The 26,032-nt window shown below is 48.4% G+C and carries 20 protein-coding genes and 1 pseudogene; 20 read left to right on the top strand and 1 reads right to left on the bottom strand.

Going from position 1 to position 26,032, the window contains the following annotated elements; genetic code table 11:
• The first annotated feature begins 2 nt into the window (after nucleotides 1-2).
• The 14 genes and pseudogenes from lpdA (at nucleotide 3) to holA (ending at nucleotide 17,128) form a co-directional block, all read left to right on the top strand.
• A complete protein-coding gene (lpdA, locus tag LACZS1_RS08765; protein WP_070651809.1) occupies nucleotides 3-1,406 on the top strand; it encodes a dihydrolipoyl dehydrogenase in 1,404 nt (467 codons plus the stop codon).
• 296 nt (nucleotides 1,407-1,702) lie between these two features.
• A complete protein-coding gene (locus tag LACZS1_RS08760) occupies nucleotides 1,703-2,596 on the top strand; it encodes a lactate dehydrogenase (protein ID WP_070651810.1) in 894 nt (297 codons plus the stop codon).
• On the top strand, nucleotides 2,586-2,867 hold the full coding sequence (locus tag LACZS1_RS08755; RefSeq protein ID WP_010488593.1) for a UPF0223 family protein: 282 nt from the start codon (nucleotides 2,586-2,588) through the stop codon (nucleotides 2,865-2,867). Before LACZS1_RS08760 ends, LACZS1_RS08755 begins: the two co-directional genes overlap by 11 nt.
• Before the next feature lie 2 nt (nucleotides 2,868-2,869).
• Nucleotides 2,870-3,649 (top strand): inositol monophosphatase family protein, encoded by a 780-nt coding sequence (locus tag LACZS1_RS08750; protein WP_070651811.1) that lies wholly within the window; start codon nucleotides 2,870-2,872, stop codon nucleotides 3,647-3,649.
• A gap of 267 nt (nucleotides 3,650-3,916) precedes the next feature.
• Nucleotides 3,917-5,761: a translational GTPase TypA gene (gene typA / locus LACZS1_RS08745; protein WP_010488589.1), complete on the top strand. Its 1,845-nt coding sequence runs from the start codon at nucleotides 3,917-3,919 to the stop codon at nucleotides 5,759-5,761.
• A 288-nt stretch (nucleotides 5,762-6,049) separates the two neighbouring features.
• Nucleotides 6,050-7,222, top strand: a complete 1,173-nt coding sequence (locus LACZS1_RS08740) for an FtsW/RodA/SpoVE family cell cycle protein (protein WP_044112497.1) — start codon at nucleotides 6,050-6,052, stop codon at nucleotides 7,220-7,222.
• Nucleotides 7,215-10,652 (top strand): pyruvate carboxylase, encoded by a 3,438-nt coding sequence (locus tag LACZS1_RS08735; protein WP_274804318.1) that lies wholly within the window; start codon nucleotides 7,215-7,217, stop codon nucleotides 10,650-10,652. The genes LACZS1_RS08740 and LACZS1_RS08735 overlap by 8 nt, the downstream gene beginning before the upstream one ends.
• A 17-nt stretch (nucleotides 10,653-10,669) precedes the next feature.
• A complete protein-coding gene (locus LACZS1_RS08730) occupies nucleotides 10,670-11,017 on the top strand; it encodes a YlbG family protein (RefSeq protein ID WP_070651813.1) in 348 nt (115 codons plus the stop codon).
• A complete protein-coding gene (gene rsmD / locus LACZS1_RS08725) occupies nucleotides 11,004-11,570 on the top strand; it encodes a 16S rRNA (guanine(966)-N(2))-methyltransferase RsmD (protein ID WP_070651814.1) in 567 nt (188 codons plus the stop codon). The genes LACZS1_RS08730 and rsmD overlap by 14 nt, the downstream gene beginning before the upstream one ends.
• Nucleotides 11,563-12,066: a pantetheine-phosphate adenylyltransferase gene (gene coaD / locus LACZS1_RS08720; protein WP_039638970.1), complete on the top strand. Its 504-nt coding sequence runs from the start codon at nucleotides 11,563-11,565 to the stop codon at nucleotides 12,064-12,066. Before rsmD ends, coaD begins: the two co-directional genes overlap by 8 nt.
• The gene (locus tag LACZS1_RS08715; protein ID WP_070651815.1) at nucleotides 12,044-13,132 is read left to right on the top strand and encodes a SepM family pheromone-processing serine protease; all 1,089 of its coding nucleotides are present in this window, start codon (nucleotides 12,044-12,046) and stop codon (nucleotides 13,130-13,132) included. The genes coaD and LACZS1_RS08715 overlap by 23 nt, the downstream gene beginning before the upstream one ends.
• 258 nt (nucleotides 13,133-13,390) lie before the next feature.
• Nucleotides 13,391-13,873 (top strand): annotated as a pseudogene (locus tag LACZS1_RS08710) (ComEA family DNA-binding protein); the annotation flags it as partial.
• Nucleotides 13,870-16,074 (top strand): ComEC/Rec2 family competence protein, encoded by a 2,205-nt coding sequence (locus LACZS1_RS08705; RefSeq protein ID WP_306402838.1) that lies wholly within the window; start codon nucleotides 13,870-13,872, stop codon nucleotides 16,072-16,074. The pseudogene LACZS1_RS08710 and the gene LACZS1_RS08705, both read left to right, overlap by 4 nt.
• Nucleotides 16,061-17,128 (top strand): DNA polymerase III subunit delta, encoded by a 1,068-nt coding sequence (holA, locus tag LACZS1_RS08700; RefSeq protein WP_010488571.1) that lies wholly within the window; start codon nucleotides 16,061-16,063, stop codon nucleotides 17,126-17,128. The genes LACZS1_RS08705 and holA overlap by 14 nt, the downstream gene beginning before the upstream one ends.
• A 148-nt stretch (nucleotides 17,129-17,276) precedes the next feature.
• Here the strand turns inward: holA and rpsT are convergent, their stop codons facing one another.
• Nucleotides 17,277-17,531, bottom strand: a complete 255-nt coding sequence (rpsT, locus tag LACZS1_RS08695; protein WP_010488569.1) for a 30S ribosomal protein S20 — start codon at nucleotides 17,529-17,531, stop codon at nucleotides 17,277-17,279.
• A 247-nt stretch (nucleotides 17,532-17,778) separates the two neighbouring features.
• Between rpsT and rpsO the strand changes: the two genes are divergently transcribed.
• From rpsO to LACZS1_RS08665, 6 genes are all read left to right on the top strand, one after another.
• The gene (rpsO, locus tag LACZS1_RS08690; protein WP_005685642.1) at nucleotides 17,779-18,048 is read left to right on the top strand and encodes a 30S ribosomal protein S15; all 270 of its coding nucleotides are present in this window, start codon (nucleotides 17,779-17,781) and stop codon (nucleotides 18,046-18,048) included.
• 446 nt (nucleotides 18,049-18,494) lie between these two features.
• The gene (locus LACZS1_RS08685; RefSeq protein ID WP_070651817.1) at nucleotides 18,495-19,184 is read left to right on the top strand and encodes a hypothetical protein; all 690 of its coding nucleotides are present in this window, start codon (nucleotides 18,495-18,497) and stop codon (nucleotides 19,182-19,184) included.
• 312 nt (nucleotides 19,185-19,496) lie between these two features.
• Nucleotides 19,497-21,179: a ribonuclease J gene (locus LACZS1_RS08680; protein ID WP_047106075.1), complete on the top strand. Its 1,683-nt coding sequence runs from the start codon at nucleotides 19,497-19,499 to the stop codon at nucleotides 21,177-21,179.
• Between the two features lie 83 nt (nucleotides 21,180-21,262).
• A complete protein-coding gene (locus tag LACZS1_RS08675) occupies nucleotides 21,263-22,168 on the top strand; it encodes a hypothetical protein (RefSeq protein ID WP_070651818.1) in 906 nt (301 codons plus the stop codon).
• 217 nt (nucleotides 22,169-22,385) lie between these two features.
• Entirely contained in the window at nucleotides 22,386-23,576 is a 1,191-nt protein-coding gene (tuf, locus tag LACZS1_RS08670; RefSeq protein ID WP_010488554.1) for an elongation factor Tu, read from the top strand.
• A 643-nt stretch (nucleotides 23,577-24,219) separates the two neighbouring features.
• Nucleotides 24,220-25,956 carry an ABC transporter ATP-binding protein gene (locus LACZS1_RS08665; protein WP_070651819.1) on the top strand — a complete coding sequence of 579 codons (1,737 nt, stop codon included), beginning with the start codon at nucleotides 24,220-24,222 and terminating at the stop codon, nucleotides 25,954-25,956.
• The last annotated feature ends 76 nt before the right edge of the window (nucleotides 25,957-26,032 follow it).

The raw sequence follows: 26,032 nt of genomic DNA, 5'->3' as shown, positions 1-26,032 counted from the left end.
GTATGGTTGTAGGCGATTTTGCAATCGATTTGGATACAGTTGTGATTGGCTCCGGCCCCGGCGGTTATGTGGCTGCCATTCGGGCTGCTGAAATGGGCCAGAAAGTTACCGTGATCGAAAGTACTTTCATCGGCGGTGTTTGTTTGAATGTTGGCTGTATTCCATCAAAGGCGTTGATTAATGCCGGACATCGTTATCAAGATGCTTTGGACGCCAGCACGTTCGGTATTAACGCTAAAGGTGCGGATCTTGACTTCAAAAAGACACAGGACTGGAAGCAAAATAAGGTTGTTCACACCTTAACCAGTGGTGTTTCAATGTTGTTCAAGAAGCACAAGATTGATTCGATCATGGGTACGGCTTTCTTAAAGGATGATCATAGTTTACGGGTCATGCAAAAAGATTCTGCCCAAACTTACACTTTCAAAAACCTGATTATCGCAACCGGCAGTCGACCGATTGAAATTAAGGGTTTTAAATTTGGTAAGCGAATTCTTGATTCGACCGGTGGCTTAAACCTGCCGGAAGTCCCTAAAGAATTTGTTGTTATCGGCGGTGGCTACATCGGTTCTGAATTGGCAAGTGCCTATGCAAACTTAGGCGCACATGTCACGATCCTTGAAGGGACCAGTTCGATTCTGCCAAACTTCGAAAAGGATATGGTTCAGTTAGTTTTGAACTCCTTTAAGAAGCGCGGTGTCACGGTTATCACGAACGCGATGGCCAAAGAAGCCGAAGATACCGGTAACGGTGTCAAGGTAACTTATACCGCTGACGGCAAAGAACAGATACTGGCGGCTGACTATGTCATGGTCACTGTCGGACGTCGGCCAAATACGGATGATTTGGGACTGGACATTGTCGGCATCGAAACGACTGACCGCGGTTTGATCAAGGTTGATGCGCAAGGCCGCACCAACAAGCCAAATATTTATGCGATTGGCGATGTTGTTCCGGGCGCAGCATTAGCGCATAAGGCGAGCTATGAAGGTAAAGTGGCAGCTGAAGCGATCAGCGGCAAGGCAAGTGCGGTTGATTATAAAGCAATGCCAGCTGTTTGCTTCACAGACCCCGAACTTGCTACGACTGGCATGACGCTTGCAGAAGCAAAAGAAAAGGGCATCAAAGCCAAGGCCAGCAAGTTCCCATTTGCTGCTAATGGTCGCGCCTTGAGTTTGGCCCAAACAGAAGGCTTTGTCCGTCTTGTTACCAACGAAGAAGGCACAGTTATCGGCGGTCAGGTAGCCGGTGCCGGCGCCAGTGATCTGATCTCCGAGCTGACTGTCGCTGTTGAAGGCGGTCTGAACGTCGAGGATTTGGCGCTGACCATTCACCCGCATCCGACCTTAAGCGAAACGATCATGGACGATGCCGAAGTTGCATTAGGCTTACCAATCAATATTTAGCAACTAGATCGGTCATTGTCAGGATTGGGTTTAGTTTCGGGTCACAATTTTTTAGGATTACTAAGCAGACACTGAATTTCCATCAGTGTCTGTTTTTGTGCACACATTTTCTTGCTAACCTTGAAAATTTCAGGGTAATTGATGACCACCAGGCTGAAGATAACAACGGTATTTTCATATGAGAAGGCGTTAATATTTCAGTTAGTTAACAATTGCACCTAAAGCCCTTTTTAATTTTGTCTTAAGATTGCGCTTCCGCTAGAATATAGGTAACGCAACTGAGGGGAAGGGGTTTCATGCAAAGAGTCGTCGTTCACGGAGCCAGTTGTAGTACACAAGCACTTTTGCAAACGTTAATTGCGTCACCACTTGATCTGGAAATTGGTTGCTACGAACCGGATACGACATTGGTGGATGTTGCCGGTTTGACGGCACTGAGTCAAATTTGTCACAATACGTTTATCAAGGTAACCCCGAAAGTTCTTAAAACGGCGGATGTGTTGATTCTAACTGATACCGGAACGCCGGCTGATGAAAACTTTGTGGCAACCAACATTGCCTCAATTCGTAAGGTTCTGAATTCAGCGATGGCAGCAGGCTTTACCGGGCGGGTTGTCGTGGCGATGACGCATGATGAACGTTTCACTTATTTTGCCCAGCGATTCTCCGGGCTGAATAAACGGCAAGTTGTTGGATTAGGGACTTTCGGTGCAACGTGGCGCTTTGAACAATTTTTGGCGGATCGACTGGCTGTTCCAGTAAAACAAGTAACGGCTTATGTCGTGGGTACCAGTCAATCACCTGTATTAATCTGGAGTCGGGCTTATGTCGGTGCCACGCCAATATTGCGGCTACTAAATGACGATCAAGCCGTTTTTACCGAAGCAGCTTCGGCTATTCAGGCCTTTTTGGCAAGCGCCTTGACCGTCCTGGTAGGTCGACTTGTCGAACCGATTCTAGCTGCGTTTGCCGGTGAAAAGCTCATTGGTACGTTCGCACATCTGCGAGATTCTGACGATGAAACCGGGCAGGTGGACAGCTCGCCGATTTTGCTGGACGAACGCGGCGTGGTCACACTGGCGACAGTTGCGGGGTCCGATGATGAAGAGGCGGCTTTGAGCACAGCAATTCAAGCTGTTCAAGCCGAAATCGAAGCAATCGAACAAGGAGCAGATAAAAATGAAACCTAATTACAGCTATCCTCTAGACCTTGACTGGACAACTGACGAAAAAATTAAAGTGACGACTTTCTTTGCACTCGTTGAAGATGCGTATGAGCATGGCGTCGATCGGGATAACCTGTTGGCAGCCTACCGTGGATTCAAACAGGTGGTGCCGGATAAGGGCACTGAACGTCAACTGGATCGGGAGTTTGAAGCACTGTCCGGATATTCCATGTATACTGTTGTACAGATGGCGCGCCAAGGCGTGAGCCAAAAGATTAAGGTGAAGGTGAGTTAAGTATGACGCAAGATCCGGAAAAATTACGGCAGACACTGATCAGCTGGTTTGCTGAGAGTCGTAAGCAAATTTTGGCGGCAATGGCGAAACCGTTGGACGTGGCCCGTAAAAGTAACCGCAATGATTTAGTGACTAATGTTGATAAAGCCAACCAGAAATTTTTAATCAATCACATTAAGACTGATTACCCTGAAGCAGGCATCATCGGCGAGGAAGGCCATGCTCATGATGATACGGATCTCAGCGGTTTGGTCTTTTTTGTCGATCCGATTGATGGGACGATGAATTTTGTCAAACAACAGGCTCATTTTGCGATCATGATTGGGGTTTATCGTGATGGACAACCGGTTGTCGGGGCAATTATGGACGTCATGCGTAATGAGGTGCTGAGTGGCGGACCGGAAATGCCCGTTACGTTTGCTGGACGAACATTGACAAAATTACCGGATTTGCAACTGAAAGACGGGTTGTTGGGTGTGACCGGTCCGATGACAATCAAGAATCGTCTGCACCTAGGCGATATTGCGTTGGCGAGTTCCGGGCCAAGAATGAGTGGCAGTGCCGGCATGGAGTTTATCGAAATCGCGTTAGGCCGACAACTTGGCTACGTTTCATATTTACAGCCTTGGGACGTGGCGGCTGGCATGGCGATTACAAAGGGGCTGGGCGTTCAATTCAGTCGCGAAGACGGTTCACCGATTGATCTGCGCCAACCAGGCGTCGTTGTGGCTGCCACGCCGCAAGCGCATCGCACGATTCTCGCGATGATGGCCGGCAAATGATGTGAGTTGCAATAAGTAGCGCTCACGAACGAGCAACGATGACCGGCGACTGATCGAGACGCCGGTTTTTCGTTTATTTAGTAGCGTAACAGCGGTTTTTTTAAGAAAATGTAACTAAAATAGCTGCGTGAAGCAATTCACTTTTCAGAAAATCCAGACAGATTGGGTAGAGTGTGTTATAATTCAAAATCGTATAACTGTGTCAGTTGCTGGCACTTTTTTAATGTGGTAAGCGGCCTGTAGTGCCAGCAGAAAGGAAGTAGAAACGTGAAAACACGTGACGATATTCGCAATATTGCGATCATTGCCCACGTTGACCATGGTAAGACAACTTTGGTTAACGAGATGCTTAAACAATCGGATACACTTGATCAACACATTCAATTACAAGATCGGGCGATGGATACCAACGCCATTGAAAAGGAACGTGGTATCACCATCCTGAGTAAAAACACGGCGGTGAAGTATGGCGACACAACGATCAACATTCTTGATACCCCGGGACATGCCGACTTTGGCGGTGAAGTAGAACGGGTTATGAAGATGGTTGACGGGGTTTTGCTGGTTGTCGATGCCTTTGAAGGCCCGATGCCGCAAACGCGCTTTGTTTTGAAGAAGGCGTTGGAACAGCATTTGACGCCAATCGTAGTTATCAACAAGGTTGACCGTCCGGGTGCTCGTCCGGAAGAAGTCGTGGACGAAGTACTTGAATTGTTCATCGAATTAGGTGCCGATGACGCCCAATTGGAATTTCCTGTGGTCTATGCTTCCGCCGTTAACGGGACTTCCAGCATGGATTCCGACCTGTCAACGCAAAAGCATACGATGAACCCGCTTTTTGATACCATTATCAAAACAATTCCTGCGCCAATCGATAATAGTGACGAACCGTTGCAGTTCCAGGTGGCTATGCTGGATTATAACGATTATGTCGGCCGAATCGGTATTGGCCGGATTTTCCGCGGCAAGATTAAAATCGGCGACAATGTTACCGTTATGAAATTGGATGGTTCGCAAAAGAACTTCCGCGTGACGAAATTATTTGGTTTCTTCGGGTTAACCCGGACTGAAATCAATTCCGCCAAAGCCGGAGATCTGATTGCCGTTTCCGGGATGGATGACATTTTTGTCGGTGAAACCGTGACGGCTGCTGACACGCCAGAAGCGTTACCGATTTTGCGGATTGACGAACCGACGCTGCAAATGATGTTTGTGGCCAATGATAGCCCGTTTGCCGGTCGCGAAGGTAAAAATGTCACCGCGCGCAAACTGGAAGAACGTTTGAAGTCCCAGCTGCAGACCGATGTGTCGCTACGTGTTGACGATACCGATCAGGCTGGTGCCTGGATGGTTTCCGGTCGTGGGGAACTGCATCTGTCTATTTTGGTTGAAGAGATGCGGCGTGAAGGATTCGAGCTACAACTCGGCCGGCCAGAAGTTATCTATCGCGATATCGATGGCGTGATGATGGAACCGTTTGAAAACGTACAGATCGATACGCCGGAACAATATACCGGTACGGTTATCGATGCGATGAGCCAACGTAAAGGCGAAATGCAGAATATGGAAAATGAAGGCAACGGGCAGACCCGCCTCACTTTCCTGGCACCTTCCCGTGGCTTAATCGGCTACTCGACTGAATTTCTGTCTTCGACTGGCGGTTACGGGATCATGAACCACACCTTTGAAAAGTATGCGCCGGTTATCAAGAACTGGGAACCTGGTCGTACTCAAGGCGCTTTGGTTTCGATCAATGCCGGTACTGCTACCACTTATAGCTTGCAGTCGGTTGAAGATCGTGGGCAATTGTTCATCAATGCCGGAACCGAAGTTTATGAAGGCATGATTGTTGGCCAAAACTCCCGCGAAAATGACATTGCTGTCAATGTCACCAAGGGGAAGAACCTGACCAATACACGTGCTGCCGGGAAAGACCACGCAGCTGCGATCAAGACGCCAAAGAAAATGACGCTTGAAGAATCTATCGAATTCCTGAACGATGATGAATACTGCGAAGTAACGCCAAAGAACATTCGCTTGCGTAAGAAGATCCTGAACACAGGCGAACGTCAAAAGGCAGCCAAGCGTAAGAAGATTGCTGCATCCAAATAGTCTATTTTCTGAAAACCGTCAATTTTGGCGGTTTTTTCTTTGGCATAAATAGGCGAGTAGTGCAGTGAAAAAATGGTAATTGCCTGCAGCGAATCCGACAAACTGGCTGTTTTCGAACCGTCCCGTTGCACTAATTCAGAAAAAACAGCTGCCGATTCTCACGCTTGGTATGCATAAAATTAAGTTAAAACAAGTTAAACTTAGCAATAACTGTCTTTAAAGCGGCTTGGCGGTTGAAGTCGGTATGCTATAATAAATCCAATCATTGCTTGAAAGGCCGCGTTTTTCTTGAGGAAAAAATTACGCCATGTGGATTACTTCATTTTGGTACCCTATCTGGTTCTGTGTGCCATCGGGATCGTGATGGTCTATTCTGCTAGCGCTTATTGGGTGCAGCGGCAATATGGTGCCGCAGAAACTAAATACTTATTGCAACAAATTGTTTTTGTGGTGCTCGGGATCGGAACCGTGTTCTTCTTTGACAATATGGCCCTTAAGATTTTGCGTAATCGCTGGGTGCTATTTGTCTTGATGTCGGGTTTGTTTGTCATGTTGGTGTACCTAATCATACACGGACGGGCGGTTAACGGGGCCGCCGCATGGATTTCCATTGGCAGTTTTCGCTTGCAACCGTCCGAGTTTGCCAAAATGATTTTGATTTTTTATCTGGCGCATATGTTGACGTCGCGCGAGGACAGTTTTCGGCAGGAAAATTTTCGGCTGCGTCAGATGTGGCAGCCGCTATTTATTGCCGGTATGATGATGTTGCTGGTTTTCGTCGAACCGGATACTGGCGGTTTCGCCATTCTCTTTTTGATCACGTTGGTGGTGGTGATGTCTAGCGGGATTCCAATGCGATATGGCTTACTTTGGCTGGTTGCGCTGATTGCGACAGGGGTATTGGGGTATTACATTGTGTCGCATTATCACTTCCCGGGGCTGGAGCATAATTATGCTTATCAGCGGTTGGTCGCTGCCATTCATCCTTTTGAAAAAGCAAATGCGGCTGGTAATCAGGTGGTCAATTCGCTGTATGCCATTAATCATGGTGGCTTCTTCGGCGTGGGTTTGGGGATGAGCAGTCAAAAACTGGGGTATCTACCTGAACCTTATACTGATTTCATTTTGGCTGTCATTGCTGAAGAGCTGGGCTTAGTCGGCACGGTGGTCATACTGGGCTTACTGTTCTTCTTGGTGATGCGGTTTTATTTGATTGGCATTCGTTCCAAAAATACGTATCACACACTGATTGCTTATGGCATTGCGACCATGATGCTGGTTCAAACGGTTTTCAATGTCGGCGCCGTCGCCGGTGTATTGCCGGTCACCGGGGTCACGTTGCCGTTTATCAGTTATGGCGGCTCAAGTATGATTGTTTTGTCGATGGCAGTCGGGATTATGCTCAATATCAGTTATCATAGCGAACGTACGCAACGAAAGGTAGAGAAAACGCATGCATAAAGTTTTAGTCGCGAATCGTGGCGAAATCGCCATTCGGATTTTCCGTGCCTGTGAGGAGTTGGGTCTCAAGACCGTTGGCATTTTTGCCAAGGAAGATGCCTTGTCGATTCACCGGTTCAAAGCTCAAGAAAGTTACCAAGTAGGCGCAGGCAAGGCACCCATTGCCGCTTATCTGGATATGGACGATATCATTCGCATTGCCAAACAAAGCGGGGCGGATGCGATCCATCCAGGCTATGGGTTGCTTTCTGAAAACGCAACGTTTGCCCGTAAAGTTCGGGCTGCGGGTTTGACGTTTGTTGGCCCCCGATCGGAGTTGCTTGATGTGTTCGGCGATAAAGTGGCAGCGAAAGAAGCAGCCCATAAGGCCGGGTTGGCGACGATCCCGGGAACACCTGAGCCAACACGTGACTTCAGCGAAATTCAGGATTTTACCGCAACACACGGTTTCCCGGTGATGCTTAAAGCAGCCAGCGGTGGTGGCGGTAAAGGCATGCGGATCGTTCACTCCAAGGCAGAGCTGGAAGCAGTGTATCAAAATGCGGTTAATGAAGCCAAGGCTAGTTTTGGCAATGATCGCATGTACGTCGAAAAGTACATTGCCTCGGCTAAGCACGTCGAAGTTCAGGTATTGGGCGATGAGCACGGACATCTTTTGCATCTTTTTGAACGTGACTGCTCAGTCCAGCGCCGCCAGCAAAAAGTCGTCGAAATTGCGCCGGCAGTTGCTTTGCCGGTCGCTTTGCGTGCGAAAATCTGTCAAAGCGCTGTGGACTTGATGGCCAGTCTGCATTATGAAAACGCCGGTACCGTGGAATTTCTGGTTGACGGCGATCAGTATTACTTTATTGAAGTTAATCCCCGCGTTCAGGTGGAACACACAATTACGGAACTCATCACAGGTGTCGATATTGTTCAGTCGCAATTGCGCATTGCTGCGGGAGCGGATTTGTTTGCCGATTTGCACCTGCCGCAGCAAGACGAGCTGCGTGAAAATGGCGCCGCAATTCAGTGCCGGATTACGACCGAAGATCCGGAAAACAATTTTATGCCGGATACCGGAACCATCAATACTTATCGTTCTCCGGGTGGTTTTGGCATTCGGTTGGATGTCGGCAATGCTTATGCCGGCGCCGTCGTCAGCCCTTATTTTGACTCTTTATTGGTCAAAGCCAGCGTCCATGCGCCGAATTTCCCGGCGGCAGTGGCCAAAATGCAACGCGCTTTACACGAATTTCAAATTACCGGCGTTAAAACCAACGTTGCTTTCTTAGAGCATCTATTGTCTACTAAAACCTTCCGAACAGGTGAGGCAGAAACAGCATTCATTGACGCCCATCCTGAGTTGTTGCAGGTGCAAGCCAAGCCAGATCTGGCCTCCCGGTTATTGTGGTATATCGGTGATGTCACGATCAACGGGTTTAAAGGCGTTGAGCGCCAAACGCAAAAATATTATCCGGAGCTGCAATACGATAGCCATTTTCCAACAACCAAGCCGCAGATCGATTTAGTGGCACTGCTGAAAGACAAGGGCGCAAGCGGTGTCACGGACTGGGTAAAGGACCATCAACAGCTGTTGTTGACGGATACGACATTTCGCGATGCCCACCAGAGTCTGTTTGCTACCCGCATGCGGACTCGCGATATGCTGACGGTCGCTAAGGATATGGGCAACGGCTTGCCTAATCTGTTTTCGATGGAAGTATGGGGTGGTGCGACGTTTGATGTTGCTTACCGCTTCTTGAATGAAGATCCGTGGGTCCGATTGAAAAAACTGCGCGCAGCATTACCGCATACGTTGTTACAGATGCTGTTCCGTGGCAGTAATGCCGTTGGTTATCAGAACTACCCTGACAATGTGATTAAAGCCTTCATTCAACAAGCAGCTGATGATGGTGTTGATGTTTTCCGGATATTTGACAGCCTGAACTGGCTGCCGCAAATGACGCTGAGCATTGACACGGTCAAACAAACCGGTAAACTTGCGGAAGCAACCATGTGTTACACCGGCGATATTTTAAGCGATGCGCACCCGAAATATCAATTAGCTTATTACGTGGCATTGGCCAAGCAACTTGTTAACGCCGGCGCGGATATGATTGCGATTAAAGATATGGCGGGACTGCTTAAACCGCAGGCGGCCTCGGTCTTAATCGAGGCGTTAAAAGATGCTGTCTCGGTACCGATTCATTTGCATACCCACGATACAACCGGCAACGGCATTGCTACTTACTTGGCAGCCACGCACGCTGGGGTCGACATTGTTGATGTTGCCCAAAGCAGCTTTTCGGGGACGACCAGTCAACCAAGTCTGGAAAGTCTCTACTATGCTTTGAGTGGCGATCAGCGTCAACCTGAAGTGGCGATTGAAAAAGCCCAGTCGTTGGATCGTTATTTTCAGGCAATCCGGCCCTACTATGCTGACTTTGGCAACGGGGTGACCGGTCCGCTGACCGATATTTACACCGTTCAGATGCCAGGTGGCCAGTACAGTAATTTGCAACAGCAGGCCCGCAGTATGGGTATTACGGACTTTGAAGCCGTGAAGGCCATGTATGCGCAAGTCAATACGTTATTCGGCGATATCATTAAGGTAACTCCGTCGTCAAAAGTGGTCGGCGATATGGCGCTGTTTATGTTGCAGAATCACTTAACCCCAGAGATGGTCAGGGACCATGGTGAACAATATGATTTTCCGGCTTCTGTGGTTGCCTTTTTCAAAGGTGATTTAGGTCAGCCAGTTGGCGGTTTCCCCAAGGAATTACAGGAAAAAATTCTCAAAGGGCAAAAGCCACTGACTGTCAGACCGGGTCAATTGGCTAAGCCGGTCGATTTTGCCGCTGTTCGTCAGAATCTGATCACGGCAGGCGTGACTGAGCCGAGCACTGAAGAAATTTTGAGTGCCATTTTATATCCGGATGTTTTCAAAGCCTTTGTTCGCAAGCAGAAGCAGATCGGACCGGTAACCAAACTCGACTCGCCTTCTTATTTCCAGGGGATGCGAATTGGCGAAACCGTTTCGGTGCCGATCAAGGCCGGTAAGACGCTGATTATTCAGTTGAATGCGATCGGGACGGCAGATGCCAGTGGCATGAAGACCCTTTATTTCACGGTTGATGGGCAAAAACAGGAAATCCAGATTCGCGATGCCCATCAAAAGAGTGCCGGATTGCAGCATCAGCTAGCAGAACCGACCGACAAGAACCAAATTGGTGCACCAATGGCCGGCAAAATTGTTTCAGTTGCAATCAAACAAGGCCAACAGGTTGCAAAAGGCGATGCCTTGTTTGTCATTGAAGCCATGAAAATGGAAACAACGGTGCACGCACCATTTGCCGGCACCGTTACCCACCTGTATGTTGAAGCAGGTGCATTAATTAAAAGTCAGGAACTGTTGGCCAAGCTTCAGCCCGGTGCCGCCAAGCAGTGAGTTTAGAAGGTGAAAGCATGTTCTCAATGAAACAACGGCAGGGCCTAGTTGTTTGGGTGTATTCACTTAAGCAACTTAAGACGCTGCGGCGCTACGGCACTATCATGTATGTTTCGCGGCGCATGAAATACGTTTATTTGTATATGGATCGCGATGAAATTACGGCAGCGAGCAATAAATTAAGTAAGTTGCGGTTTGTCAAACGTGTCGAACCATCGCATCGTCCGGAATTAAAAACCGAATTCGGTAGCGATATCGGTAAATTCAAGCCGACAGAAGAAGATCTGGAAACCAAAGCAAAACAGCGGCGGCGCGACCGGATAACAACCGATAAGCCAAAAGGGGATCATCATGCGAGTCATTAGCGGAGCTTTTCGCGGCTTGCGATTGAACGCGGTTCCGGGTAACCAGACGCGACCGACAGCCGATAAAGTTAAAGAATCCATGTTTAATATGCTTGGACCATATTTTGATGGCGGCCATGCTCTTGATTTATATGCAGGTACCGGGGCACTGGGAATCGAAGCGGTGTCACGCGGGATGCATGATGCTGTTTTGGTGGATCGCCAATATGCAGCGATCAAAACGATCAAGGCCAATGTGGCACTGACCAAACATCCGGAAAGTTTTACGATCTTGAAGATGCCCGTGGCCAAAGCAATCGACCATTTTACTGCTGCTGAGCAATCGTTTGATCTCATCTTGATGGATCCGCCGTACGCGCAACAACGTGTGATGGCCCAGTTGGCTGCATTTGTCAGTGGTGATCTCTTGGTACCCGGCGGCCGGGTCTTGGTTGAAACCGGACTGGATGTCGTTTATCCAGAGGTCATTTCCGGATATACCAAACTGCGGCGCCAGACCTATGGCGTGGCCCAGGTTTTGATTTTAGAGCGAAACGAGGAAGATCATGACTAAAAAAATCGCAGTATTTCCCGGCAGCTTTGATCCTTTTACAAATGGTCATTTGGACACCGTTTTGCGGGCTAGTCGTTTGTTTGATGAAGTGGTCGTGGCGGCGATGACGAATACCAGCAAAAAGGCACTTTTCTCAAGTGATGAAAAATTGGCATTGATCGCGGCCAGTACTGCCGACTTGCCAAATGTCAAAGCAGTAGCGGCACCTAGACGTTTGACGGTTGAATTTGCTAAATCAATTGGCGCCCAGTTTATTATTCGTGGCATTCGCAACGTTGCGGACTTCGGCTATGAGGCTGATATTGCCACGGTTAATCATGACTTGGACAGTCAGATTGAAACGGTCTTTTTGCTCGCGGATAAGCAGTATGACGCCTTGTCCAGTACGATTATCAAGGAAGTCGCGGCGTTTGGTGGCGACATTCATCGGTTTGTGCCGGCGCCAGTCGAAAAGGCCTTATACAAGAAACTAGGTGAGCCTCATCAAGCCAACTAATCAGTTAAAACAGAAAAAACGCTGGCGGTGGCTCATTGGTATTTTGGTTGGCGTTATCGTGCTAGCTGCACTTCTGTTCTTCCCGACGAACTATTATCTGGAAGTGCCGGGCTCGGCGGAGTCGTTGAAGCCTTATGTTAAGGTCACCGGCAGTAAGGATAATGCCAAGGGGAGTTATATGTTAACGACGGTGGGCGTGGTCGGTCCCGCCTCACCCGCGTTATTACTGTTTAGCAAAACGCAGGCCCACACCGATATTGTCTCCAAGCAAGATTTGATGGGCAATGACAGTAGCGCCGAATACGATCAGTTGCAGGCCTATTATATGAAAAGTGCTGCCAATAATGCGGTCGCAGCAGCGTTCAAAGCTGCCAAGAAACCGTATCAGATCCATCATCGCGGCATTTATGTGATGTCGATTTTGCCGCAGTCGCCTTTCAAGGGAAAATTGGCTCTCGGTGACACCATTACTAAATTAAATGGTAAATCATATAAAACTGCCGACGCTTATGTGAATGCGATTAAATCGCAAAAAGTGGGCACAGCCATTACGTTGACGTACCAACGTCAAGGCAAGACCAAACAGGCCACGGCGAAGTTGATTCGCTTACCACAGACGAAGCGCGCCGGCATCGGCATCACGCTGACCGAGAATACGTCAGTTACCAGTGATCCTAAAGTTAAGATTGATGCGGGGAATATCGGTGGACCGAGTGCCGGAACAATGTTTGCCTTACAGATCTATACGCAGATCACCCATCAAAATTTGCGCCGCGGGCATGTGATTGCCGGAACCGGCACCATCGATCCAGCTGGTCACGTTGGGCAAATCGGCGGCATCGATAAGAAAGTGGTCGCCGCGGATGCCAAGGGGGCCAAAGTTTTCTTTGCTCCGAATCAGCCTGCCACCAAAAAGCTGAAGCATTATGATCCGAATTATGTCAACAACTATACGGAAGCGGTGCAGACTGCTAAGCAAATTAAGACCAAAATGAAAATCGTACCGGTCAAGACTTTAAGTGATGTGATTCGATATATGGAAAACTATTCGAAAACCGCCGAGTAGCTTTATGCGTTTGAAACGGGAACTGTCAATTTGGCAGTTCTTTTTAGATGGCTTGCGTAATGTGTTGTTGAGGTGAGAAAAATGACGACACTGACGTATTGGCTCAAAACATATTGGTACGCGCCTTTGATTATCGTCATTGGCGGGTTCTTTTTTTGGCAACAAGCACAAGGTAGCTCGGCCAGCCAGCCACTGTCCGAGAATGTGCGTGCAAGCGGCAGTTCCCAGGTGATGATGTCCGGTTCTTCTGGCAGTGCAAGCAGTCGCAGTCGGCCAGCACAAGGATTTGTACATCTCAAAGGGGCAGTCTTGCGTCCCGGTATTTATCCGGTTCGGGAAAACACGCGGTGGGATGAGGTCGTCAAAGCTGCCGGTGGGTTGACGGCCAATGCCGATATGCAACAGGTTAATTTAGCCAAGATTGCCAGTGACCAGGAAAGCCTGCATGTACCGGAAAAAGGGGAGACGGTTGCTGCGCCGGCTACAACGGCAACTTCCGGGGTTGCTTCAAGCGGCGAATCGAAAGCTCAAGCCGGTAGCGGTGGTGCTATTGATCTTAATAAAGCAGACGCAACCCAGCTGCAAACGATTAGCGGGATCGGACCGAAAAAGGCGGCCGATATTATTAATTATCGGGATAGTCACGGCGGCTTTAAAGAGATTGCCGAGCTCAAGGAGGTTCCGGGAATCGGCGATAAAACGTTTGAAACCTTGGCACCACAGTTTACGCTGGGACCATGAGCGGTCGGCTTATTTTGGTGACAGTTGCTTTACTTGCTGGTATCATGGGCGGCATCGGGTTTTGGTGGGTGACGGGGTTATTGGTCATTTGGCTGATTATTAAAACGGATCGAACGATTTCTATTTGTGTTGGTTTGTTTTTCGTGATTGGGCTGGGACGCGGCGTTATGGATGTCCTTCAGTGGCGTCATCCGCCCCAACCACATGGCAGTATCGCTATTCCGGCATCGGCCATCAAACTTAAAGAGGGTTATGTTAGTTTTATCGGTCGGGCGGCTAACGGCGTCAGTGTCAGCAGTCGTGGTACGGTCTCTCAGGCGGTTGCTGATAAGTTGGCAACGAATGATCAGCCCGTGCGGCTAGAGGGTGCTTACGAAGTTACACGTCTAGCTCCAGCGCGCAATCAGTATGAATTTGATTATGCGACTTATGCGTGGCAGAGTCGGCAACTTGCTTATGAATTAGTTAAACCAACCTTAGATTTTTCATTCCAGCCGAAACGGCAGCTACAGGATGTCATCGACGGTTGGCGCGTTAAGATCTTTGCTTATTTTGCCCAATTGCCGCCTAAGGTACGCCAATATGCAAAGGGACTGTTATTGGGCCAAATGGATGATGACTTTATGACCCAGCGGCAGGCATTTGTCGACTTAGGCGTTTTCCACCTTTTTTCCATATCCGGATTACATCTGTTTGCATTAGTCGCGGCGCTATACTGGTTCGCTGCCCGACTTCGGATACCTCAAGGCGTTGTTGATTTGGCGCTGATGGGCTTGTTGCCGCTTTTATTGCTCTTGTTGCCATTGGGGGCAGGTTTGTGGCGCGCTGTCTGGATGCGACTAGCCGGCATCGTTAATCGCTATCTTCAGTTAGGCTTTACCGGTCTAGATTTATTTGGCATGGTGCTGATGGTGAATTTAATTTGGCAGCCGCGAATTTTAATGACGATGGGTGGGCAGCTGACTTATTTAATGACCGGTTTACTCATTAGTTTGCCGGCCATGCATAAATGGCAGCTAAATTGGCGGTTGGTTCTGGCTGGTATGCCGGTTATTGCCTGGCATACATTTAGCTTTAATGTACTGACAGTGATTTTTAATTGGTTGTTGATGCCGATTTTTGAACTGGCGATTATGCCTGGTCTGGTTGTGGCTTTGGCATTACCACATTCGGGGCTGACACGCCTTTTCAATGATGCCCTCCAGCTGTTGGAAACCGTGTTGATCGGACTGAGCCGACTGCCGGGACAAATGATCATCGGCGCTTTTCCTAGTTGGTTAGCTGTTGCCGGTGTGCTCGTGATGGCCGTTGTCATTACTCGGCAGAAGTGGCCATTAGCCATTAGCTGGTTTTTGGTTGTGCTGGCGTGGTGCTGGTATCAGCCGAATTATCGGGTAGTGATGTTTGATGTGGGTCAAGGGGACGCTATTTTAATCGAAGCGCCTTTTCGCCGTGGCGTGATGTTGATTGATACAGGCGGCCGAATCTTTGGCCAAACCAGTCATCCACCTGTTAGCCGTGCAATTGTTCCCTACCTGCATGCGCGCGGATATACGCGGTTAAATACATTGGTCGTGACCCATCCGCATATGGATCATTTAGGGGATGCTCCATTGCTGGCCCGACTCATCCCAATTGATCGCCTAGTCACGACGCCAACTGCGCAGGATCATCCCATGATTCGCAAGATTCGGCAGCGCGTGGCGAAGGTACAAATTGTTACGGCTGATCAGCAGCTTCAGGTGGGCCCGTTACAATTTCAGGTGCTCTGGCCAACGGTAGATGCGCGCCCGAATCCACAAGATAAGAACGCTGATTCGATTGTGCTCTATGGTAAAATAGGCAAAAGTAACTGGTTGTTTACCGGTGACGCTGATCAGACGATTGAAAAGTCCCAGATTTTACCGCGCCAACTTAAAGCCGACTTTTTAAAAGCAGGGCATCATGGTTCAAAAACTTCCAGTGATCCCGCGGTTGTTGCAAGTTTAGAATTAAAGACAGCATTAATTTCTGCTGGAGTTGCCAATCGTTATGGCCACCCGCATCGGGAGACACTTGAGACGTTTGCCAAGGCCGGCGTGCCAGCGGTAAGCACGCATGAACAGGGGATGATATGGGTCGAATCAAGTCCCTATCGGCAAGAAGACGAGTTATTCAGTTGGTTAAAAATAAAGGAGTCCAAGTCACATGCAGGTCCGTGATTTTATCAAACATTTAAAAAATGGCGATCGCCCGCCACTGACGCTCATTCTTGGCGAAGAACAGGCACTGCGCGAGCAGGCCCAACAAGCGATTGCCAACATGATTCCCGAAGATCAAAAGGCAATGAACTTCGGTCGTTACGATATGCATCAGACACCTGTTGGCGTGGCTTTAGACGACGCTACTTCGATGCCGTTTTTCGGGGACTATCGAGAAGTAGTGATTGACGCACCTTACTTTTTAACCGGCGAGAAAAGTACGGATAAAATTGATCATGATCTTGCCGGATTACAGGCCTATTTTGAAAATCCCGTGCCGTCAACCATGATGGTGTTGGTGGCACCTTACAAGAAGTTGGATGAACGTAAGCGACTGACGAAAGCACTGAAAAAGTCGGCATTGATCGTTGATGCGGCGCCACTTGATGAACGCGCTGCCCGCATGGCATTGGCGCAAATTTTCAAGCAACATAAAGTTAGCATTGAGGCTCCAGCACTGGACACACTTGTGCAGCGCACGAATGGCCAGTATTCCATCATGATGGGAGAAGTGCGCAAACTTTTGACTTACGCTAGCGATGGTAGCCCGCTAACCGTTGCGGCGGTCTCGGCACTCGTACCAAAGCAACTCAATGACCGTGTTTTTGATTTGGTCACGGATGTGTTACGCAAACATGCAGCGGATGCTTTGGCATTGTACCGGGATCTGCTTGCCCAACGAGAAGAGCCGATTCGGTTGAATGCCTTGATGCTTGGCCAATTTCGTTTATTACTGCAAGTTAAGCTGTTGGCACAAAAAGGGTATGGCCAGGGGAACATTGCCACAACGCTTAAGGCGCATCCTTATCGCGTCAAGTTGGCGTTGCGACAAGTTGATCGATTGCCTTACCAACAGCTAGCGCAGGCTTATAGTGGTTTGGTTGATACCGAGACGGCTATGAAAACCGGAACCATTGATAAGGAATTGGCGTTTGAACTTTTTATGCTTAAATATACGGGACAGTCGGCGGCTGGGCATCGTGGTCATCGGCGCGAATCCAATGCGGTACGTTAACCAGACAATGACCGGCATCTAAATAAATCGTGCGGCTCGTTCATTAAGATGGTCGTCATCTGTCAATCAAATGCTTGGCCATCAAAAAAACAGCTACCACATGTCGAAAAACACATGGTAGCTGTTTTAAATTGGCTTAACGCCTTGATTACTTGTTGAGTAGGGCTGAAAGACGGCTCTTATCGCGGCCGGCCTTGTTCTTTTTGATGAGGCCCTTACTATTTGCCATGTCGATGGCACGAGTTGCTGCCTTGTAAAGATCCTGACTGTTGTCAGCATTTTGTTCGGTTGCACTCTTGAACTTCTTAACAGCAGTACGCATTGCGTTCAACTGAGCGATGTTGCGTTCGCGAGCGGCTTCTTGTGTCTTAACACGCTTGATTGCAGATTTGATTTGTGGCATGAGATGTTCACCTCCAACAGTGGATTATGATAAAACTGCATAAGTTTCAACAGACGCTATTATACAGAAGCCAAGCGACCAATGCAATAAAAAGTTGTAAAGGAAAATTGCTTGATAGCTAAAATGACTTGCAATCGCCGGTCAACTCCGGTAAAGTTAGACAGTACTTTGAACCTGATACTTAGTTTGGCGATCCACCGACGCTTTACTCAGTTTCAGGCAATACTCAGAAAGGTGGTACACAACATTGGCAATTGACCAAACTCAAAAGAACGAAATCATTAAGCAATATGCACGACATGATGGTGATACCGGTTCACCAGAGGTTCAGATCGCGGTTTTGACAGCAGAAATTCTGGCATTAAACGATCACTTGTCCGTTCACAAGAAAGATCATCATAGCTACGTCGGCTTGATGAAGAAAATCGGCCATCGTCGTAACTTGCTGGCTTATCTGCGTAACAAAGATATCATCCGCTACCGTGACTTAATCAAGTCATTAGGCCTGCGTCGTTAAGCTATTCACCAAAGGTCGCCTGTTGAGGCGGCCTTTTTTGGTGTGAGCGTGAACCAGCCCGGTTAGAAACCGGAGCATAAGCGGCCTCGAACCTTAATGGCTGGGCTTTGCCATTAAGGTTCGAGGTCCTTATGTGCAGGTTTCTGGGCTGGTGAACGCGTTATGGTAGTAGCAAGGGAAAGCGCGGTTTTGGCCATTTAGCCTTGAGGTCCTTACACGTAGCTTTCTGCGACTGCGAACGCGTTATAGAAATCAGAAGAGGGGTATCGTATCAGGCCTTGAATAGTACACTTTTGCCCTAATTGCAGTTTTTGGCCATTGCGACCAAGGTCTTTATACTCCGGATCCTGCACCCATAAGCGCGTGATGTCATCTTGGCTATTCCTAGGTCAAAATGCTATAACCAACGTAACAGCAAGACAAACCAGCTAAGGAGATGGGCGATTATGTACGAAGAATACCGGCAGCGCTATCAAAATCAACTATTACGGGTCACTGTTTTGGGCGCTACCCCAAACAGCGCTTGGGTGCTTGCGGCAATAAACGGTCACTGGGCATTTGTTGCCGTGACCCGCGATGAGCAGGCTCAAGTTATTTCGTCTCAAATTGATCCGGCAATTGTGCAATTAATCCGGCTGATCGCTAACCGTTTGCTGGGGTTTGATGTTGACACCTCCATGCTGCCGGAGTCGCTTAAAGCAATGGTAACGGCACTTTCACCTGATGAAGCCAGCCGGCCACGCAAGACTTTCCCGTTGACTTTAATTCGCCAACCTGCTGGCACGTCTCTGGACTTCTGGTCCTTGGGCGAAGCAGCGTTTTTAACGGTGCCTGATCAAAAATTACAACCAGCTGACTTGCGCACTTGGTTAGTTAATCTGCTGCCGCATGCTCACGGTGTCGGGTTTGGCCCAGTAACCGATCGCGCGGCTTTGGCAGTCATGGCGCTTGATCATGGGCAACAATTTGCTGCTGGCAGTTCGCCTGAAGTTGCCGTGGTTCTGGCGGATGGCCGCGAAGTCGCCGAGTACCATTTGGATGCCGCACAAACTAGCGATGCCGGTTACCGGGCTGCACTTGAAGCGGCCAAGCAAAATCAGGCAACTGTCCGCAGGTTCTTTGCCGACGAAGTGTGAATGGATGGCAGTACGAGCAACTAAAAACGACCATTGAAAAAAAGAACGCTAGTAGTCACGTTACATGCCTGTTCGAATAAATCCGTCTTATGCAGCTCGCTGACTTGCTACCAGCTCATCAAACGTTGCTAGGCCGGCAGTTCGGGGAGGCTTTTTGCATTCAAACATCATTGGATCAGGTGCCGGCAATGTCGGTTCTATAGGTTTTCAACGCTTCGTGTGTTACACTGGTAGCAGAATTTATTCGGCGGAAGCATGTTGCAACGCACAGTTTGCAACGATGCTTCCATAATTTAACCACGAGGTGAAACCATGACGAAGATCAATCTGGTCGCTCTTGGTGGGGTACGTGAAAACGGAAAAAACATGTACGCCGTCGAAGTTGACGACCAAATTTTTGTATGCGATTTTGGATTAAAATATCCTGATAATGAGTTACTGGGAATTGATGTTGTTATTCCCGATTTTAGCTACCTAACCGAAAATGCTGATCGCATTGCCGGTATTTTCCTGAGCCACGGGCATGCAGATGCTGTTGGGGCGCTACCGTATTTTCTGGTAGACCATCCCGTACCGGTTTTTGGATCGGAATTGACGATTGCCATGGCCAAAGTCTTTATGCAGCATGACAGTCAGGCAAAGAAATTTAAGGACTTTCATGTCATTGACGAAAAGTCCGTGATCGATTTTGGCGATGTGTCTGTATCGTTCTTTAAGACCACGCATAGTATCCCGGGTTCTTTGGGGATCGATATTGAAACCAGTGAAGGCCAGATTGTCTACACCGGGGACTTTAAGTTTGACCCAAGTGCAACTCCAATGTATCAAACGGACTGGTCGCGGCTGGCACAGATTGGTAATAAGAAGGTTCTGGCGTTGCTGTCAGACTCAGCCAATGCGGAATCGCCTTATCCGAATGCCAATGAGCATGAAATCTACGACCATATCAAAGAAACATTTGAATATCAGGATGGTCGGATTATTGTGGCAGGGGTTGCCAGCAACATTCAGCGGATTCAGCAAGTCATTAATGCCGCCGCATCACTCGGCCGCCGGGTTGTCTTGACCGGGCGGGATGTCGAAAAGGTGGTTAAGACGGCTATTCGCTTAGGCTATATCAAGCTGCCTAATGACGATATTTTAGCAAAAACCAAGGAATTAAAGGCGTTAGCGCCAGAAAAAACCGTCATTCTCGAAACTGGCCGAATGGGCGAACCGATGAAGTCGCTGCAACGAATGGCAACGTCGCGTCATCGTCTCATCCACATTCATGACGGCGATCTCGTCTTCATCACGACAACCATTGCCCATGCGATGGAAACCATGGCGGCGCGGACAAAAGATATGATTTATCGTGCTGGGGGGGACGTTAAGGTTTTGGGCGATGATATTCATTCCTCTGGCCATGCTTATAAGAACGATCTTCAATTGATGATCGACCTGTTGAAGCCAGAATATCTGATACCGGTCCAAGGCGAGTATCGGCTGTTGGCGGCGCATGCGGAAATCGCGCATGAAGCCGGAATCCCGCTGGCAAATATCTTTATTGTCGGCATGGGCGACATTTTACGCTATGAAAAGGGCCAGATGAATGCTTCCGGTCACGTCAATGCCGGCAACACCATGATCGATGGCATTGGCGTTGGCGACATCGGCAACATCGTCCTACGCGATCGTAAAATGCTCGCTGAAGATGGCATCTTTATTGCCGTCGTCACGATTGACCGCAAGAAAAAGCGGGTCGTTTCCACGCCTAAAGTAACCAGTCGTGGATTCGTTTATCTGAAAACCAGCCGTGACTTACTTGCGGAAAGTGGCACTTTGGTTACAGAAACGGTTCAAAAGAATCTTGATAATAAGGAGTTCGATTGGACCCATCTTAAACAGGATGTTCGCGATAAGCTCAGCCGCTTCTTGTTTGAGCAAACCAAGCGACGTCCCGTGATTTTACCGGTGATTATGGAAGTTAACCAAAATAGTGCCAAGCGCCAATAGCTAAGAAAAAAAATTCGGAACAGTATCCGGATTTTTTTTCTTAGCTTGGAGACAAGTGATTATCAACAAGATAGGAGGATTGTATGGCAAAGATGGTATCATTACCGGACAACGAAAATCGCCACTTTGTTATTGGTGAGAAAGCTCTACAAAAGGGCAACTTTGCCTCAGCAGCCGCACATCTTGAAAAGGCCTATGAGGCGGAGCAGAATTTTGCCATTGCCCGGCCATTAGCGGCCAGTCTGAACGGACTTAAGCAATATCATGAAAGCCTGAATGTGATTCTGCCGCATTACAAGACATTTTTAGAAACCGATGCAGACACCCAACTAGCACTGGATGCCTGGCTGGGTACATTGAATTTCGTCATGGCGCGGACGATGGTGCGTGAGCTGGAGCCGGAGCGGCGGCAACATTTTCTGAAACAAATCGAAAAAGCTGAAGAAGTGGTCTTAAAGCAGCGAGGCGAACAAATTGCCGACTTGGTGAGAAAACTAAGCCATTTAGGCGGCTTTTCACGGCAAGAACAGCAAGATCTGTTCAGCCAGGTCGGACTTCTGCCAAAAGCACAGCTGATTGAAGCCGCGGTACCTGATTTGACCGACTTGTCAGTACCGGTTGCCATGCGTGTCTCATTGTTAGATTTGCTGACAAATGTCGGGTATGATCAACCGGTACAGTATCAAGCTTACGATCGGCAGGAGACTCTGATTCCCAGTGAACTGCCGGGGATGGCGGAGGAAACGGCGGGACCGCAGATTCTGGCGCGGCTTCAGGAGGCACTCGGCGATGACGATCAAGAGTTAGGCAAGGCACTTGTCCAGATGGCGCGAGTGCAAGTCGCATTTTTGTATCCGGATATCGAACGTTTGATTCCGGATCAAGCGGCGTTTGTGCAGGCGTACCTTGATCATCATCAGGGAAAAGCAACTGGTTTTGACAAACTTTTCGCATGGCAGGCGGCCGAAACGGCGAAATTGTCCGAATAGGCGAGATGATACGTTTTCACTGTAAATGAAAGAAACTTGACGCTATCTGTTTACAAAGTGAAAATGACCATGTATACTCATTGCTGGAATTCATTTCCAGCGTAGATATTTGTTTTGGTATTTACGCTCAAATGTAGTACACTTAAACGTAAAGGATTATCAGGGTACACAAACGTATCCTGTATTCTTACGAAAAATACAGGAGGTTCGTTTTTTCATGGCTGAAAAAGAACACTATGAACGCACAAAGCCCCACGTAAACATTGGTACGATCGGGCACGTTGACCACGGTAAAACAACATTGACCGCGGCTATTACCAAAGTATTGGCGGAGAAAGGCCTTGCCAAAGCGCAGGACTATGCTTCGATTGATGCTGCACCAGAAGAAAAAGAACGTGGCATCACCATCAACACCGCCCACGTTGAATATGAAACGGAAAAGCGCCACTATGCACATATCGATGCACCAGGGCATGCTGACTACGTTAAGAACATGATCACCGGTGCTGCGCAGATGGACGGTGCGATTCTGGTCGTTGCCGCAACTGATGGCCCAATGCCACAAACACGTGAACACATTCTGTTGGCACGTCAGGTTGGTGTTGATTACATCGTTGTATTCCTGAACAAGACTGATTTGGTTGATGATCCAGAATTGATCGACTTGGTTGAAATGGAAGTTCGGGAACTCCTCAGCGAATACGATTATCCTGGTGATGATATTCCTGTCCTCCGTGGTTCTGCCTTGAAAGCACTTGAAGGCGACAAGGAACAGGAAAAGGTTATCATGGAATTGATGGATACCATCGACGAATATATCCCAACCCCAGTTCGTGAAACCGACAAGCCATTCTTGATGCCTGTTGAAGATGTCTTCACCATCACTGGTCGTGGTACCGTTGCTTCTGGCCGTATCGATCGTGGTACCGTTAAGGTCGGCGACGAAGTTGAAATCATCGGCTTGAAGCCAGATGTTCTCAAGTCCACTGTTACGGGTCTTGAAATGTTCCGTAAGACTTTGGATCTTGGTGAAGCCGGCGATAACGTTGGTGTTCTGCTTCGTGGGATCAACCGTGACCAAGTTGAACGTGGTCAGGTTCTGGCAAAGCCAGGTTCCATCCAGTTGCACAACAAGTTCAAGGGTGAAGTTTATATCTTGACAAAAGAAGAAGGTGGCCGTCATACACCATTCTTCTCCAACTATCGTCCGCAGTTCTACTTCCACACCACCGATGTTACCGGTGTGATCGAATTGCCAGAAGGCGTTGAAATGGTTATGCCTGGCGATAACGTTACTTTCGAAGTTGACCTGATTGCTCCGGTCGCTATCGAAAAAGGTACCAAGTTCACCGTTCGTGAAGGCGGTCGTACTGTTGGCGCCGGCGTTGTTTCCGAAATTCTTGACTAATTTCTGAATAAACGTTTCAAGTCCGCAAGCTTGCTTGTGGGCTTTTTTTGTTGAGCGTTCGCCAGCCCGGTTTCTGGGCTGGCGAACGCGTTATGGAAAGCTGAGCGCGAACAGGAGCGTTTAGAAATCGGAGTGTAAGTGGCCTCAGACCTAAATGGCTGGGGTTTGGCCATTTAGGTCTGAGGTCCTTACACGCAGATTTATGCGACTGTGAGCGCGTTATAGAAAGCGCAGTAAGATACTCAATTGCCTCAAATAGAGCTCCCTTTAACGCATCTGTGACCATGACGAACACCACACCTGCACATGCAAACGCGTACACCAGCGGGAAAAGCCTATTTCCAACAACTAAAAAAATCTCAAGTCGAGTAAGACTTGAGATTTTTAAATACTATTAAGTAGTCCTCGCTACTCATAGAATCCTGTCTACCAAGACTCCAAAGACAGCAGGTTACCCCTTCAGCAGACTGTTTCGTTTCCTCAGGTTGTGACAATATGATCTGCCTTCTTTCATGGCTCATGCCGGATTGAATGATTAAGATTAACGTAAGATTAGTCAGAACTTATATAGAAGCCTGAGCATTTAAATCGCCAAATTAAAATTATTGTTATATGATAAAGCTTCGGAAAAGGGGGCATTCATTTGGCGAAATCAACAACTTGGCGAATGATCGCATTTTTCTGGCGCCAGCTGGCTGATATGAAGCGCAAATTGTTACGTATCATTGTGGCATTGGTTGGCGTAGCCGTGGCTTCGTACCTGGTTCCGCGAATAACGCAATATGTCATTGATCAGGTGATTCCCCAGCGTGCTATGGGGACGCTGCTTGGCGCGATTGCCTTGGCGTTATTGCTGACGGCGGTGGCCGGCTTGCTAAGTGGGCTCAGCACTTATTGGATCGGGCAAGTCAGTTTACATGCGATTGCGCGCATGCGGGATGACCTGTTTCGCCACACGTTAGGATTGGATATGCGCTATTTTGAGACGAGTCAGACCGGTGATCTGATGGTGGTGCTCACCAGTGACGTCAATACGTTGCAGCGGCTAATCTCAAGCAATACGCTGGGATTATTTGGTAGCCTGCTTAGTTTTGTGGTGGTGCTGGTTCTGATGATCGTTCAGGATTGGCAACTGACCGGGCTGATTTTGTTGACCTTCCCCATTTTATTTGTTCTGAACAATATTTTCGTGCGCAGCATTCGCGCTGCTTATCGCCAGGTGCGGGCAAGCTCCGGGATGATGAATAATCAAATTCAGCAGGCTTTAACGAGCATTGGATTGATTAAAAGTTTTACTACCGAAAAAATGACGTCAACCATGTTTCAACACGCCAATGCGCGCAACCGTGACTATCAGCTTAAAGCGACCAAGCTCAGTGCAACCTTTTCGCCGTTAACCGATTTCGTCAACTATTTAGGAACGGCGATTATTTTGGGCTTTGGGGCTATCCAGGTGATGCACGGCCAGTTTACGGTCGGTTTGATCGTTGCTTACACTGCTTATCTTGGCATTTTGCAGGCGCCGATTCGCCAGTTGACCGGACTTATTCAACAGTTGCAACAGGCGACGGTGTCATTTGAACGGATTGAAGCGTTGCAGGCCGCTTCACCACAAATTGTGTCGCCACCTAATGCCGTGCACTTACCACGATTTCAGAAGCAGATTCGGTTTGATCACGTGGACTTCAGTTACGATGAGGATGTGCCGGTGTTGCACGACATCAACTTTGCCATCAATAAAGAAGAAGTGGTAGCGCTAGTGGGTTCTTCCGGTGCCGGGAAAACAACGATTACGAATCTATTGGCGCGGTTTTATGATCCCACTGGCGGGCGAATTCTGATGGATGGCATCGATTTGCGGCAGGCGGATCTGATGAGTTTACGCCAGCAGATTGCCATCGTTTCGCAAGATGTGATTTTGCTCGATGGCACCATTCAAGAAAACCTTGAATATGGGACGCCATCTGCCAGCGAAGCGGCGATTTGGCAGGCTGCCGAAGCGGCTAACATCGCGAATTTTATTCGCAGTTTGCCTCAAGGTTTGGCGACTCAGGTAGGCGAGCGCGGGATTCGGCTGTCTGGCGGCCAGAAGCAACGAATTGCAATTGCCCGGGTCTTTTTGAAAAATGCTCCAATTGTCATCTTAGATGAGGCGACGGCCGCATTAGACAATGAATCAGAGCGTTTTGTTCAAGCAAGCTTTGATCGGTTAATGACCGATCGGACGTCGTTAGTGATCGCACACCGGCTTTCAACCGTGCGGCACGCTGATAAAATTCTCGTGTTAGAACACGGCCAAATTGTTGAAGCTGGAAATCATGAGCAGTTAATGGCGCAAAACGGTCGCTACAAAGAACTTTATGATTTACAGTTCAATTAGTCAGGCAAAAACCTGACACGCAAATGTTCACACCACCAGTGAGAACCTCATGTACCAGTTTCAAATGTGAAAAAAG

This window comes from Lacticaseibacillus zeae subsp. silagei, from assembly GCF_030770335.1.
In the GTDB taxonomy this organism is placed as follows: domain Bacteria; phylum Bacillota; class Bacilli; order Lactobacillales; family Lactobacillaceae; genus Lacticaseibacillus; species Lacticaseibacillus zeae.
This window is presented reverse-complemented; position numbering and strand designations above follow the sequence as displayed.